Origin of the sequence: Salmonella enterica subsp. arizonae (genome assembly GCF_008692845.1) — a bacterium.
In the GTDB taxonomy this organism is placed as follows: domain Bacteria; phylum Pseudomonadota; class Gammaproteobacteria; order Enterobacterales; family Enterobacteriaceae; genus Salmonella; species Salmonella arizonae.
The window spans coordinates 22,310-38,216 of record NZ_VXJW01000008.1 but is presented as its reverse complement, the minus strand read 5'-3'; the positions used below and the strand labels follow the sequence as shown (position 1 = coordinate 38,216).

Sequence of the window (15,907 nt, the reverse complement as noted above, 5' to 3'; positions counted from 1 at the left end):
CGTGGCGTCCGGGGCTTTTTTCATCAACCGCCGATTACCAGATGGTTGTTCTGCAACAGATCATTTAGCGTGAGCTGCACATTCTCCAGAGTGACAAGGTCAGTTGATTTAAACGCGCTGCCGGCGCCGTCGCGATCGACGGATATCACCGTATTGGCGCCGCTGGTATGAACCTGAACAAAGTTACCCAGCGTCGCCGCCTGGTGATCCCAGCCGGTCAGCAGTTCGTGGATATCGATCTTGTCGCCTTGCGCGGTGGAGAAGTTTTGCCAGCGATCGGTGCCGTTGCCGCCGGTTGCGTCCGCGCCGTTTAACAGGTGGTAAATCAGCGTATCGCCATAGGCGGAGCCGATGAGAACATCGTTTTGGTTGGTACTGACGATTTGCGGCACCATATCAATGGTCAATGTAGCGCTATCCGTATGACCCATCTTGTCATCCAGTTGATAGGTAAAGACCTCTTTACTAGTGATGGACGATATCGCGATGCCATTATTCAGGGTGTAGGTATAGGCGCCATCGAGGTTAATTTGCAATGTGCCGTAATGTCCCTGAATCGTAGCGCTGGTAGTATTTGTCGAGGCGTCCAGCGTGGAAGCGCTGCCGTTATACCCGCTAATGTTCAGGCGGGTATTCACGGTATTAAGCTGATCCATCGCCCCCGCCGCATCGCTGCCGTCAAAAATATTGCCGAGAACAGTATGCGTTCCGGACGTTTCAAAATTATCCAGATCGACGGTGGTGCCGATAACGCGTGGCGTGATCGTCGCCGCCCCGGCCAGGGTATTGGTACCAGTAAAGTTAAGCGTGTAGGTTCCTGCATCCAGCTCCAGACCGCTCAGGTTTACAGTCACTGTCGCGCCGCCCAGCGTGATATTCGCCACCGGAACGGTTCCGTTGCGTATGACGGTTCCGTTCTCCAGAATGGCCCAGCTAATATTCAGATTGCCCAGCGTAATGAGCGTGGAGACATCAAAAACCAGTGACGCGCCTTTAAGCACGGTGCCTGTTGCAACGTCAAAGGTGCCGCTCCCGCTGCCCGATTTGCCGAGTAGTCCCCAACTGGCGCTGCCGACGCTGGAGTCCAGCCAGGCGGCGGTATCCTGAAGCGTGGCGACGCTAAGGGTATCGCTGACATCATTAATCGCATCCAGCGCCCTGGCGGTTGGCGTGATATTGAGCGAGGCCGTATCGGTGTCGCCGTTTGGCGCTTTGACCGTATAGATAAAGCTGTCCGGCGTTTTAATACTGTCGGCGCCGACGCCGTTCTTCAGGGTGTAGGTATAGTTGCCTTTTGCGTCGATAGTGAGCGTGCCATACAGCCCGTTAACATTCGTCGTGCCTGTCGCAGAAATCGCCACACCGTTCACTTCAGTAAGGAGGGCGTCCGCAGGGGCAACATCATTGGTCAATACGTTGCCGGTTGTGCTGGTGGTAATACTGTCAACGGCATAGGTGTGGTCCTGGGAAATCGTCAACGTATAGCCCGTGAGGACGCTAATGCCGCTGGCGGTATTCAGCACGAACAGGTATTCGCCGCCAGGCAACGTCAGGGTCAACGGCTGGGACTGTCCGGCCAACAGCAGGGTGTTAATCCAGCCTTTTTGTACCCGGAACTGCTCATATTGTTGAATGGCATCGTTGAAGCGATAAACGTACAAATCGAACGAGGAAGCCAGTGAGACGCCGCCGACGGTTCCCTGTAACGTCATGGTACGCGTAGCGCCTTCTTCAACGTTAAAGATGATCGGATTGGTCATATCATCAAGCAGATTCGCGTTCAGTACATTACCAAGCCCAACGCTTAATACCGTGACGCCGCTCTGTGTCGAGGGACCGTTGTTGACGTAGCTAACGTGCGTGTCAAAGACCAGCGAGGCGTTATTGTCTGTCGCCACCACGCTGCCCGGTACAGGCGTAGGGCCCAGATTGATAACCAGTTGCGCGGAACTGCTACCGACGCCATTCTGGGTGATGGTGTAGGTGAAGCTCTCTTTATGCCCGTATCCTGCCGTAGGATTAGTCAGCGTGTAGGTGTAACTGCCATCCTGATTAATGTGCAGCGTGCCGTATTGTCCCTGGATATCCACACCGCTCACGCCGACTGGCGTGCTGACGCCGTTGGCGTTGGTAATGGCGGTGACCGTGGTGCCCGTCGGCGCGGTGTCATCGGCCATGACGTTGCCGGTATTAACGGTTGGCCCGCTAATAATGCCAGCGCTGGTCTGGTGTACATCGACATCCAGGCTGGTATACGACCCGGTGGCGAGCAGACTGGTGTTGTAGGTTAGCACCCGGTACTGGCCTTCGTTCAGTCCGCTCAGGTTCAGGGTGACGCCGCTCCCGGTCAGGGTAAGCAAATTCGCGAAGTCGCCAACGGCGGTGTTGACGATCGTCGTCCAGGCGCTGAGGCTGGTATCGTAGCGTTGTACCACAATTTCCTGAGTACTGAGCAGCGAAAGCACGATTCCCGTTGCGGCGGCATCGATGGTGACGTCTCCCGTACCACCTTCGGCAATGGTGAACTCAACCTGAGCGATATCGTTACCCAGAACCGAGGCGGCATTGCCAAGCGCGCCAACCAGCAGCAAGCCGTAATCCGAGTAGTTTTGCGTGCTGGTGTCGGCGGTAGAGGTTAGATCAAGACTAGTGATGTTATCCCTTGCCGCCAGCGGCAGAATCGGCGCGGTAATGCCTAACGTGCCGGAGGCGTTACCCGCAGCGTCAGTTGCCGTCACATTAATGAGTTGGCCTTCAATTTGTTTTGTCGGCAAGGTAAGAGACCATGCGCCGTTGCTGCCAGCGGTGGTCGTGAGCGTAATGCCGCCCGCCAGCGTGACGGTGACGGTGCTGTTTGCCTCTGCTAGTCCAGAAAGCGAACCGCCATCGGCGCTAAGCGTACCTGACGGCGTTCCAGGGGCCAGCGTATCGACAATCACCGTGGCGGCGGTGGAGACGCTGCCTGTTCCGTTGGCGTTAGTCGCGGTGGCGGTGAAGGCGTGGCTACCTTCGGTTAAATTGCCTGCCGGAGTAAAGCTCCAGTTTCCGCTGGCGTTCGCCGTAGTAGTGCCGAGCAACGCCCCGTTGTTATAAATGCTCACTGTAGCGCCCGCCTGAGCGGTACCGTTCAATGTGGGTTGCGCGTCATTAGTGACTTGGCCGTTGGCGATAGCGCCCGTATAAATACCCACGTCATCCACCACGGTGGTGATAATCGGCGCTTCCGGCACGCGCGTATCGGGCGCGGTAAATCCGGCGGTAATGCCAGTATTGCCTGCTTTATCCTGGGCAAATGCCAGCAGCGGCTGACCGTTAGTCTGCGCGGGCGTGAGTGCGGCGCTGAAGCTGCCTGTCCCGTCGGCGGTGGCGGTTCCCAGTACCACACCGGTATCAGTGGTAATCGTCACCGTACTGCCTGCTTCCGCAGTGCCCGTCACGCGATTACCGGTGGCATTGATGGTCAGGTTGCCGGGCGCGCCGGGCGCAATGGTATCCACGATAATAGTTGTCGGTTGCGAAGCGGCGCTAACATTACCAGCCGCATCGGCGGCGCTAACGCTATAGGCGTGACTCCCCTGGCCGAGCGCGGTGGTCGGCGTCCAGCTCCAGTTGCCGTTGGCATTAGCCGTTACGGTCGCGACCAGCGCGCCATTATCGAAGATACTTACCGTACTGTTGGCTTCCGCAGTACCATTGAGCGTAGGCAGTGTATCGTTGGTCGATTGTCCATTGCCAATGGCGCCGGTGTTGTTCGGTACATCATCAACGATGCTGGTGATGAGCGGAACCGTTGGCGCAAGGGTATCGACGACGATAGTAAAGCTGTCGGTTACTGGGCTAACGTTGCCTGCTGGGTCGGTGGCGGTCACTGTTAACGTGCGCGTGCCGTCGCTTAACCCGGTAGTGGGCGCGAAGCTCCACGCGCCGCCCGCGTCAGCCGTGGTGACGCCAAGCAGAGTGCCGCCATCATAAATACTGACCACGCTGCCTGCTTCGGCAGTGCCGTTCAGAGTGGGGCGGTTATCATTGGTTATCTGGCCATTAGCGAGATTTCCTGTTGCCCCGCCCGCCACGTCATCCACCACGGACGTCAGGATTGGCGTCTGTGGGGCGGTGGTATCGACCGTCAGGGTGAAGGCCGTACTGTTCGGGCTGCCGTTCCCGGCGGCATCGGTGGCGACGGCGGTGATGACGTGCGTTCCGCTTGCCAGCGTTGAGGTGGAGACGCTCCATGCGCCGTCAGGCTGAGCCGTTGTCGTGCCAATGACCGTACCATTTTCATAGAGCGTGATCGTGGCGCCGGCTTCCGCAGTTCCGCTGAAGGTTGGCGTAGGATCGTTGGTACTTTGGCCGTTCGCGATTGTGCCGAGGCCTGGCGCCTGATCGTCACTGACTGACGTGATTACCGGCGCCAGCGGCGGCGTGGTATCGACGACGAAATTAACGCTGTCCGAAACGGGGCTGGCGTTGCCTGCGGCATCAACGGCAATGACGGTAATTACATGGTTTCCCGTCGCCAGAGAGGCGTCGGGCGTGTAGCGCCAACTACTGCTATTGTCGGCGGGAATTTCAGCCAACAGCGTGCCGTTATCGTAGAGACGAATGGTTGTGTTGGCTTCGCGGGTGCCGCTAATGACAGGGCGAACCTCGTCTGTCATCTGTCCTGGGCTCAGATTGCCGGTAATGGGCCCCGTACCGTCGTAGACCGTGCTAATAACAGGCGCGGCGGGAGCCGTTGTATCAATAGTAAACGTGCGCGTTTCGGACGCGACGCTGGTATTGCCTGCCGCATCGGTTGCTGTCGCCGTCAGGTTCCAGACGCCCGCGCTCAGCGAGGTAGGCGGCGTAAAGCTCCAGCTACCGTTGGCCTGAACTTGCGCGGTGCCGACCAGCGCGCTGCCATTATAAATTGAGATGGTTGACCCCGCCTCACCGGTACCGGCGAGTGTCGGACGGGTTTCGTTCGTCGAACCGCCGTTAGGGACGATGCCTGTTACCGGCGCCGTATTGTCTGCTACGCTGGCGATAACTGGCGCGGCGGGCGGCGTGGCGTCAATCGTCAATACAAATCCGCTGGAAACCGCGCTGCTATTACCCGCCGGATCGGTGGCGCTAAGGGTGAGCGTATGGTTGCCGTTTGCAATCGGCGTCTGCGGCGTGAAACTCCATGTACCATCGCTATTCACTGTCGTTGTACCGATGGGCGTTGGATTACCGTCAAGATAGACAGTAATCGTCGCGCCTGCCTCCCCGCGTCCGTTCAGGGTGGGCGTCGCATCGTTCGTTAGCTGCCCGCTGACCAGGTCGCCGGTAATACCGGGCCGGTCATCCACAACAGAGGTGAGAACCGGGATCGCCGGAGGCGTAATATCGACCACGATCGTCCACGGCGTGGAGACCGCGCTGGTATTGCCCGCCGGATCGGTAGCGCTAACCGTCAGATCATGGCTTCCCTCTGACAAATTGCTGGTCACCGGGAAGGACCAGCTACCGCTTTCGTTTACCTGAGTCGTACCAAGCGGCGTACCATTGTCAAAAATAGTGATCGTCGCGCCAGGTTCGCCAGTCCCGTTCAGTATCGGCTGCCGATCGTCGGTTGACTGTCCCGGTGAGACCGGAATGGACGGCTGATTGTTATCGTCAATCACAGAAATGATGACTGGTACATCTGGCGCCAGGGCGTCAATGGTCAGTGTAAAGCCGTCTGAAGGCTGGCCGCTATTTCCGGCGGGGTCGGTCGCCACAGCAGTGAAGAGATGCGTGTTGCTCTCCAGCGGCGCGTTCGGGGTGAAGCGCCAGTTACCGCTTTGATCTACCGTAGCGGAACCGATTTCTACGCCGTTATCCAGAATGCGGATCGTGGCGCCTGCTTCTCCCGTCCCGTTGAGCGTCGGGCGCGAATCATTGGTGAGCGCGCCGTTATCCAGCGTACCGGTCACGCCGGGGACATCATCCGTTGCGCTGGTAATGATCGGTTGCGCCGGCGCGCTAAGATCGATAGTGATCCTGACCGGTTCGGACAGACCGCCCTGGCCTTTCGCATTGGTGGCCTGGACAGTGACGCTATGTGCGCTTTCACTTAATGGCGTGGCGATCTCAAAGATCCAGTTCCCGCTAGCATCAACGGTGGCGAAGCCTGCCGAATCGCCATCGATGAAGACTTCAACGGTAGAACCGATATCTGTGGTTCCGCGCAGCGTCGGCGTGGCGTCGTCCGTAGCGCCGCCCGCTGCGATATTCCCCTGAACGCTTCCGACATTATCTTCAATCGCCGTGATGACCGGCACGGCAGGCAGACCGCTGTCGGAGGCGAGGAAATCCGTTGCCGGGCCGTTATTCCCCGCGCGATCGAGAGCGATTGCCGTCAGCGTTCCGCCATCGGTTTGCGCTGGACTGAGCGTGACGGCGAATTCACCGGTGGCATTAGCGACAGCGCTGCCGACGAGGATGTCATCGGCATTACGAATTTCAACGGTAGCGTAAGGATCGGCAAGTCCAGCGACGCGCGTACCATCGTCTGCAACCGTCTGGATCGACGGGGCGGGCGGGGCGGTGACATCGATGGTGATGATGATCGGTTGAGTTTGCGCCGTGGTATTTCCTGCGCCGTTAGTTGCGCTGAAGGTTAGCGCATGACTGGCTTCTGACAATACTGGAGTATTGAATGTCCAAATTCCGTCGCTGACGAGCGCCGTACCGATTTCTATGCCATTGTCGTAAATCGTGACGGTGCTGCCGTTTTCGCCGCTGCCGTTGATAGTCAGCGTCCGATCGTTAGTAAAGGCGCCATCGGTTAATGGCCCGGTTACTGGCGCAACATCGTCGAGGATTTCACTGACGACGGGCGGCTGCAACGGAACGGTATCGACGGTAAGGGTAAAGCTGTTCGATACGCCGCTGCTGTTTCCGGCGGCGTCAGCGGCAATGGCAGTCAGGGTGTAGGTGCCATCCGGCAATGCGCTGGTCACAGGCAACGTCCAGGTGCCGGTCTCATCGACGGTGGCCACGCCCAAAACGTTGCCGCCATTATAGAGCGTGATAACGCTGCCGATGTCGCCGGTGCCGTGAATGACTGGCGTATTGTCGTCAGTGGTTGCGCCGCTAGCAACGTTATCCTGTACATCGCCGACGTTATCTTCGGCAAAAGTGATAACCGGATTCGCTGGCGCAGTAATGTCTATTGCAAAAGTGACTGAGGCGGAAGGGGGGCTGATATTGCCCGCTACATCGGTTTCCGTAACGGTAATGATATAGGTTCCCGGCGTCAGTGCCGCAGGCGTAAAGTTCCAGCTACCGTTATCGCCTACCGTTGTGCGGCCAATTTCACTGCCATTATTGTAGAGAATAATCGTGCTGCCGATCTCTCCCGTGCCGCTGAAGGTCGGCGTGGTGTCGTTCGTTGCGCCATTATTGCCGATATTGCCGATAACCGGCGCGACGTTATCGCTGATCAGCGGCGCGTCAGGCTGCGCTGGAGGCAAGGTATCAAGCGTGACAGAGAAGACGCCGGAGGTCGGGCTGCTATTGCCCGCGGCATCCATGGCGATGGCCGTCAGTACGTTTAACCCTTCGCTCAGATTACTGGTTAGCGGATAGGTCCAGCTACCCTGTGGATTGACCTGGACGGTATCCAGTACAGCGCCGTTGTTGTACAGGGTGATGATGGCGCCGGGTTCGCCGGTGCCGCTGAGGGTCGGCATACGCTGATTGGTAATACTGCCGTTTGCCAGCAACACCTCGCCTTCTCCGCCTGCGATAGCGGCTGACACGATCTGCGGCGCATCCGGCGCCTGGGTATCGACGCGCAGGGTAAAGCTGATGGATTCGGGACTTTCGTTCCCCGCCGGATCGTTGGCGCGAGCGGTCAGAAGGTGGGTGCCGTCGCCCAGCGCGGCAGGCGGCGTAAACTGCCAGCGACCGTCCGCGCCGACCAGCGCCTGACCTATGATATTGCCGTTATCGTAAAGGATGATAGTGTCGCCTGCGGTGCCGCTACCGCTCAGGCGTGGCTGGGATTCCTGGGTTAACTGATTGGTATCAATCGTATTTCCATCGCCGTCAGCCACGCTGATGATGCCGGGCGCGGCAGGGACCAGGGTATCAATGGTAATCGTAAAATCGGTCGAAAAAGGCGTGGTGTTGCCGTTACTGTCGCTGGCCGTTACGGTAAAGGTATAGGTATCGTCCACCAGTGGTGAGGCGGTGGTGTAGGCGTAGCTCCAGACGCCGGAACTACCGACGATAATATCGGCTATCCGAGCGCCATTCTGATACAGGTGTACCGTTGAACCCGGTTCGCCTGTACCGTTAATCGTTGGGGTGTTGTCGTTAGTCAGCCCCAGATGCGCGATGCTACCGAGCATACCTGGCGCATCATCTGTAATGAAGGTGATTACCGGCTGCTGCGGCGATTGCGTATCGACCACCAGATCGAATGAAGCGGCCGGGCTTGCATTGCCTTTCGCATCGGTTGCGATTACGGTCAGTCGATGCGCGCCTTCGCTTAAATTTTGCAACGGCGTAAACGTCCAACTGCCGTTGGACTGTAGCGTGGCGAGTCCCAGCGAAACGCCGTTATCAAAGACTTCGACACGTGCTCCGGCTTCCGCCGTACCGCTAAGGGTGGGGCGGCTGTCGTTGGTGGTTTGTCCGTTAGCCAGCGGCCCGGTAAAGCTTTCAACGTCGTCCAGCACCTGAGAAATAATGGGCTTATCCGGGGCGGTGATATCTGGCGCTTGTGCTGTTGCTGGTGGGCTGACGTTATTGGCGCCGTCGGTGGCGGTAACGGTAACCTGTTCGCCGTTCGTCTGGGCGGGGACGAGAGGAAGTGTAAAGTGACCTTCGCCGTCTACCTTGCCGCTACCAAGCGGCGTGCCGTCCGATGTCGTGATCGTGATGGCGCTGCCCGGTTCGGCGGTGCCGCTGATGCTGGCGCCATCCTCGCTAATCACCACGTCTTTCGGCATTTCCGGCGCCGTGCTGTCCGGCGCGATGACCGTTGCGGCGGCGCTTTCGTTTTTCGCTACATCGGTGGCGGTAGCGATAAGCGCCTGACCGTTAGTTTGCGCGGTATTCAGCGGAACGATAAATTGTCCGTTGCCGTTAGCGACGGCGCTGCCGAGTACGGTATTGCTACTATCGCGGATAGTGACCGTTGACCCGGCTTCCGCCTGACCGCTTACGGACAGGCCATCGGTCGCCACGATAAGACCGTTTGGGGCCGCAGGCGCAGTTTTATCCGGCGCGTTCAGGGTTTCTACCGGACCGCTATTCGCGGCTTTATCGATAACGCTAATGCTTAATGTTTCGCCGTTGATTTTCGCCGGGCTAATGCTTATTGAGAAGGTACCGTCATCGCCTGCCGTTCCGCTACCGAGCATATTTCCCTGACTATCTTTGATAACCACAGTACTACCTGCTTCCGTGGCGCCGGTGAGTTTGTCGCCGATATCGCTAACCGCCAGGTTTTCCAGCACCGGTGGCTGCGTGTCGATATCAATGGTAAAGGAGACGGACTGTCCGCTGGTGCCGCGATCGTTTGTGGCGGTAGCGGTAAAGACATGGTCGCCATCAGGAAGCGCAAGCGAGGGGGTAAAGCTCCATTTGCCGTCAGCGTCAGCGACAACAGGGGGAAAGGTGGGTACAGGAAAGCCGTTATCGCTAATCGATATCGTACTGCCTGGTTCAGCAGTACCGCTGAGGGTCGGGCGGTTATCATCCGTGGCATCGCCATTTTTTAACAGTCCGGTAAAGGCGCCAGCGTCGTCTGTCACGGTAAGGATAATCGGCTGGGCGGGATACTGTGAGTCAGAAGCGGTAAATTCCGTGACGGGACCGATATTGCCGACGGCGTCCTGAATACGCGCTTCCAGACGCTCGCCGTGGGTCTGGGCCGGATTCAGCGTGATGTTGAATTGGTTATTATCTCCGGTAATCGCAGATCCCAGGTAATTTCCTGCCGGGTCATATATCGACACAGTACTCCCAGCCTCAGCGGTACCGCTAACGGTTGAGCCGTCTTTGGCGACATTATCAATAGCAGCGGCGTCAGGGGGCGTGGTGTCGACAATGATAGTAGGCGTTGTCGTCACGCGACTCACGTTTCCAGCCTGGTCGCTCTGTTCGACGGTAAATGTGTGTTCGCCATCGCTTAACGGCGTAGTCGGCATAAAGGTCCAGCGCCCATTTTCGTCTACGGTAGCGCTGCCGATAATGGTTGACCCCTCTTTAATGGTGATGGTATTGCCTGGCTCTCCCTGTCCGGAAAATAGTGGTTTTGCCTCGTCAGTTCGGTCATTATTCTGTAGCGGCCCGGTGAGCAAACCGGTGTTATCGGTAATCAGTTCAACGATTGGGGCATCGGGGCTGAGTGTGTCGATAGTCAGCGTAAAGCTGGCTGATTCGCTACTTTCGCCTTTAACATTAGTCGCAATGGCGGTGAAACGATTTTCCCCGTCCGTTAGCGCGTTGGTAATGGAAAAACGCCAATTTCCGCTGGCATCAACCGTTGTTGTACCTATCTCCTGACCATTGGCGTAAATATGGATGACGGCGCCTGCGCTGCCCGTTCCTTCCAGGGTGGGGGTGCTGTCGTTCGTAAACTGATTATTGCTAAGTGTGCCGGTGAGTGGATCGGCATTGTCGATAGCGGCGGTGATAATCGGTGTATCGGGGAAAGGAATGTTGGGCGCATCGATCGTTGCGGATGGGCCTGTATTGCCGGCATCGTCAGTCGCGGTAACGGTCAGCTGTTCGCCGCTAAGCTGCGGTGTCGTCAGATCAATACTAAATTTACCGTTGCTATCCGTTTTGCCCTCGCCAACGACGTTGCCTGAAGGATCTTTGATCGTAATGGTACTGCCCGCTTCGGCTTGGCCGCTCACCATTTTTCCGTCCGCTGAAATTAATAATTCGCTGGGAGCGAGAGGCGGTGTAGTATCTACAGGATTACTGCTATCCGGATTATTGCCGTCGGGGTTAGTGCCGCCAGGATTGTCGTTATCGGGGGGATTTCCGTCAGGATTGGTATTATCGGGGGGATTACCGCCAGGATTGGTGTTATCGGGGAGCGGATTATCACTATCCGAATGATGAGAGTCGCCGCTGCCGGAAGATGCGATAGCGGCAATGCCGCCAGCCGCTACCGCGCCAGCCAGTACCCACGGCCAAACGGCGCCTCCTGTTTCATGGGAAGCGCCAGAAGTGACCAGCAGCTCGTTAATATCGGCGATTTGTTCAAAATGTAGCCCGGCTTGCGGATTTTCTACCCACCATAACGTGCCATCGCTTTCCGCCAATACCAACTGGCTTGCGCCCAGATCGTTGGTAACGTAAAAGTTTTTAATCGTGATTGTTTCGCCGGAATGAAGCGTTACCATCAGATCCTGATTAATGCGCGTAAGTTGACTAATTTCATCCCGCGCTACTGATAATTTAACAATTGAAGGGGCCTTAAGCGTGACCGCTGAGGATTCCACAGTAGTGGAGACGCCAGTCAATTTTGAAACCACGGCGAGTAGACGCATAAATTAGCTCCTGATAGATTTGCTCTGTGTTTTAATTAACGGGCACGACATTCAGGGCAAAATGCGTAAACAAGCCTTCCCGTTCACCGTGAGAGATGAATTTCCATAGCCATATTCTTTTTATGAGCGTAGGTGAAGGTGTAGTTTTCTCGCCGAATAACCCTTTGTTTTTTGTGCCTGATTAGTGCTTTCGTATTAGATGATATAGTCAGAAAGAAACCTTTGTGCAAATTAAGAACTATTGAAAGAAATGTTAGTGCATCTGAAATATAACGGAGTTTGTGTTAAGGCGGGATGGGTTGGCAAACGATTAAAGACGGTTTTCTGTTTATCTTTATGTTTTATATGGTTTTTTTGATTTTTATTTTTTGCTTTTTTAATATAATAACACCACCTTTTGTAAAGGTATTCAGCAATATTAAATTTTAAAAAATTCATTTGAAGTATTGCGTTATTAGTCTATGACCTTTTTTAAATAAAATATATTCTTTATGAAATGTTGAGTTTATTGTTATTGATGGGAGGGCCGGCGCAGAGAATATATTTTTTGAGGCATGAATAAGATATAAATATTGACCAGCTTCATATTGAGAAGCTGGTCACAAAAAATGTATATTATCGGCCTGCATGTTTCATAATGCGTGCTTTATCCAGTTGCCACTCACGTTCTTTAAGATCGGAACGTTTATCATGCTGTTTTTTACCTTTCGCCACGCCGATTTTTACTTTGCACCACGCATTTTTCCAATACAGAGAAAGCGCAACGACAGTATAACCTTCACGATTAATACGGCCATACAGCGAATCTAGCTCACGCTGATTTAACAACAGCTTGCGGGTTCGGGTTGGGTCGCATACGACATGTGTGGAGGCCACTGCCATCGGCGTAAAGTTTGCGCCAAACAGCCAGGCTTCGCCATCTTTGAGGATAACGTAACTGTCGCCGATATTGGCTTTTCCTGCACGCAGAGATTTTACTTCCCAGCCTTGCAGGGCGAGACCAGCCTCGAACTCTTCTTCGATAAAGTATTCGTGCCGGGCGCGCTTATTCAGCGCGATGGTGGCTGAGCCCGGTTTATGTGCTTTTTTCTTCGTCATAAGTGTCGTGAATTCATAGGTAATCTGATATCGAAAACACCCCATAGCGTCCTGACGAGGTGCAAAAATCTATCTTAGCATGAGTTGGGCTACGCACGCACAATTAAGGCATGACGGTTGGCGACAGCATTTTTTTACGCGCTGATAAATGGTATTATTTACATGATTTATGTTGATGGGAATTGCTATGCCTCAGATTAGTCGGACTGCTTTAGTCCCCTACAGTGCGGAACAGATGTACCAGTTAGTGAATGACGTTCAATCGTATCCCCAGTTTTTGCCAGGATGCGTTGGCAGTCGTGTCCTGGAGTCGTCGCCAGCACAGATGACTGCGGCTGTTGATGTGTCGAAGGCGGGTATCAGCAAAACGTTTACGACGCGTAATCAGCTAACTCGTAATCAGAGCATTCTGATGCATCTGGTGGATGGTCCTTTTAAGAAGCTGATCGGCGGCTGGAAATTTACTCCGCTTAGTCCTGAGGCGTGCCGTATTGAGTTTCAGCTTGATTTTGAATTTACCAATAAACTCATTGAACTGGCGTTTGGACGTGTATTTAAAGAGTTAGCGTCCAACATGGTGCAGGCGTTTACGGTCCGCGCCAAAGAGGTTTATCGTGCCGGATAAACTCATGGTTGAAGTGGCTTATGCGCTGCCGGAAAAGCAGTATTTGCTGCGCGTAACGCTGGAGCAGGGGGCAACGGTCGAAGAGGCGATTCGCGCTTCCGGCTTGCTGGAATTGCGCACGGATATCGATCTGGCGAAAAACAAAGTGGGTGTCTACAGCCGCCCGGTAAAACTCACCGATACGGTGCAGGATGGCGATCGGGTTGAAATTTACCGTCCTTTAATCGCCGATCCAAAGGCATTACGCCGCCAGCGCGCCGAAAAATCGGCAGGCAGATAATTAGCCTCTTTTGCCGGATAACAGTGTGAATGCTTTATCCGGCCCGGAGTACGTGTTTGCAGGTCCGATAAACGTGACGCCATCGGGCAAACTGGTACTGAATGCGGAGGTAAGTTTGCAGGCCTGATGAACGTTGCGTCATCAGGCGGTATCAAAATATTACTTCGTCAACGCCGGTTTGTTATCAATATGCGTTAACACGCCGCTGCTGTTAAAGGTGAGCGTCAGAGTCTGTTGCGTCACGTTCTCATGTCCTGGCTGCTGACGGAAGACATAAAACCAGGTATTCGTACCAAAAGGATCAGTCATCATCGGCGTGCCTAACGCATACGCAACCTGTTGTTGCGTCATACCAACACGCACTTTGGCGACATCCGTAGGTGTAAGATAGTTCCCCTGATTGATGTCAGGTCGGTAAACCACTCGCTCCAGAGTGGAACAGCCTGCAGTCAACATCAGGAGTACTGCTGCGGCAGCAGTCAGCGTTTTACAGCGCATAGTGATTGGGTTCCTTTTCGGGCCTGAGCAGTACGTGGCTCATATGTAATATGCCGATGATAATAGACCTTTCATCACTTTAAAACCTTTTGCTGTCAGGTCTTACGGCGTTTTTGTTGTGAACTCAGACCTTCGGGAGATAAAAAAGTTTACGCCGCCAGTAGTTCTTTTGCGTTTGCCAGCGTATTCCGCGTAACTTCACTTCCTCCCAACAGGCGGGCCAGTTCCTGCAAACGCGCACGTTTATCCAAAGGCTGCATATGTGTTTCGGTCATTGCCCCGTCCGTTTCTTTACTCACGAAGAAGTGCTGATGACCGCACCCTGCCACCTGTGGCAGGTGAGTGACGCACATGACTTGGGTGGATTCGCCAAGCTGACGCAGGAGTTTACCGACTACGGCGGCGGTTGGACCGCTGATGCCAACATCAACTTCGTCAAAAATGAGCGCCGGTGTTTCCATTTTGCGCGCGGTAATCACCTGGATAGCCAGCGCAATGCGCGACAGTTCACCGCCAGACGCTACTTTAACAATTGGCTGTAACGGCTGCCCTGGGTTCGTGGTCACTTTAAACTCCACGCGATCGGCGCCGTCGCTGCTCAGATGATGCTCATCAAACTTCACATCAATAGTAAACAGACCGTGCGGCATCGAAAGTTGATGCATACTTTCAGTAATCAGTTGCCCCAGCTCCTGGGCGTAAAACAGGCGCTGTTGATGCAGCGCTTGCGCCGTTTCCAGCGCCTGTTGGCGATGCTTATTGACCGCCAGCGTCAGAGTTTCCAGAGAATCGGCCTGATCGTCGAGCTGTTGCTGTTCTTCGAGCAGTGACTGATGAAGCTGTGGCAGCGCTTCTGGGCTGACGTGATGTTTTCGCGCCAGCGAAATTTGTTTAGCGATGCGCTGTTCAAGTTCAAACAGGCGGTTGGGATCTAAATCCAGGCGCTCGCAATAGTGGCGCAATTCGTCGCTGGCTTCGGTGAGTTGGATAGTGGCTTCTTCCAGCATATCCAGGATGCCGGAAAGCTTGCTGTCCATACCCACCAGCTCGCTAACCAGTTGTTTTGCGCTATATAACTGGCTTTGCAGGTTAACGTCTTCGCCGTCCGCGAGTAGCGCCAGAGCGTTCTGGCTGGTCGTAAGCAATTGCCCGCTGTTGGCCAGCCGTTTGTACTCTTCGTCAATTTGCTCGAATTCACCGACCTGCGGGTTAAAGTCGTTCAGCTCTTTTAACTGATATTGCAGTAGTTCCGCGCGTGCGGCGCGTTCCTGGCTTTGTTGCTGGTGATGGGCGAGATCGCGGCAGCTTTGATGCCATAATTGGTAGTGGGCGGCCATCAGCTGCGCTAAAGCGGATTCGTTGGCATAGCTATCCAACAGCGATTTTTGCTGTTCGGGTTTGGTAAGCTGCTGGTGAGCATGTTGACCGTGAATTTGAATCAGTAACTGACCGAGCTCGCGCAATTGAGAAAGGGGAACGGCGGTGCCGTTAATAAAGCCTCGGGAGCGACCATCGCTGCTGATAACGCGGCGAAGTAAGCATTCGCGCCCTTCTTCAAGCTGGTTTTCTTCCAGCCAGCGCAATGCAGCAGGCGTGTCTTTCAGAGAGAAGCGGGCGCACAAATCGGCGCGAGTAGCTCCGGTACGAACCATATCGGCCTCAGCGCGACCGCCCAGACACAGGCCCAGGGCATCAATTGCAATAGATTTTCCCGCCCCTGTTTCACCGGTGATGACGGTCATTCCGCTCTGAAAATCGATCTCAAGCTCACGAACGATTGCAAAATTGCTGATGGTCAGTTGCGCCAACATAGCTGTTTTCCTGTATGAAAAACCATGACTGTATTTAAATACAGTATAATCTGGTTTTTTATACAGTAAA

The 15,907-nt window shown here is 54.9% G+C and carries 6 protein-coding genes; 2 read left to right on the top strand and 4 right to left on the bottom strand.

Features of this window, described 5'->3' with window-relative positions; genetic code table 11:
* Window positions 1–23 precede the first annotated feature (23 nt).
* The gene (gene bapA / locus F4V61_RS15550; RefSeq protein ID WP_080161308.1) at window positions 24–11,525 is read right to left on the bottom strand and encodes a biofilm-associated protein BapA; all 11,502 of its coding nucleotides are present in this window, start codon (window positions 11,523–11,525) and stop codon (window positions 24–26) included.
* A gap of 615 nt (window positions 11,526–12,140) precedes the next feature.
* Window positions 12,141–12,623, bottom strand: a complete 483-nt coding sequence (gene smpB, locus F4V61_RS15545; RefSeq protein ID WP_024131783.1) for an SsrA-binding protein SmpB — start codon at window positions 12,621–12,623, stop codon at window positions 12,141–12,143.
* Between the two features lie 187 nt (window positions 12,624–12,810).
* Between smpB and F4V61_RS15540 the strand changes: the two genes are divergently transcribed.
* Window positions 12,811–13,248, top strand: coding sequence for a type II toxin-antitoxin system RatA family toxin (locus F4V61_RS15540; RefSeq protein ID WP_001543334.1), 438 nt, complete (start codon window positions 12,811–12,813; stop codon window positions 13,246–13,248).
* A complete protein-coding gene (locus F4V61_RS15535; RefSeq protein WP_164967338.1) occupies window positions 13,238–13,528 on the top strand; it encodes an RnfH family protein in 291 nt (96 codons plus the stop codon). Before F4V61_RS15540 ends, F4V61_RS15535 begins: the two co-directional genes overlap by 11 nt.
* 159 nt (window positions 13,529–13,687) lie before the next feature.
* Here the strand turns inward: F4V61_RS15535 and bamE are convergent, their stop codons facing one another.
* Both bamE and recN read right to left on the bottom strand, forming a co-directional pair.
* The gene (bamE, locus tag F4V61_RS15530) at window positions 13,688–14,026 is read right to left on the bottom strand and encodes an outer membrane protein assembly factor BamE (RefSeq protein ID WP_001203444.1); all 339 of its coding nucleotides are present in this window, start codon (window positions 14,024–14,026) and stop codon (window positions 13,688–13,690) included.
* A gap of 149 nt (window positions 14,027–14,175) precedes the next feature.
* On the bottom strand, window positions 14,176–15,837 hold the full coding sequence (gene recN / locus F4V61_RS15525; RefSeq protein ID WP_058345927.1) for a DNA repair protein RecN: 1,662 nt from the start codon (window positions 15,835–15,837) through the stop codon (window positions 14,176–14,178).
* Window positions 15,838–15,907 lie beyond the last annotated feature (70 nt).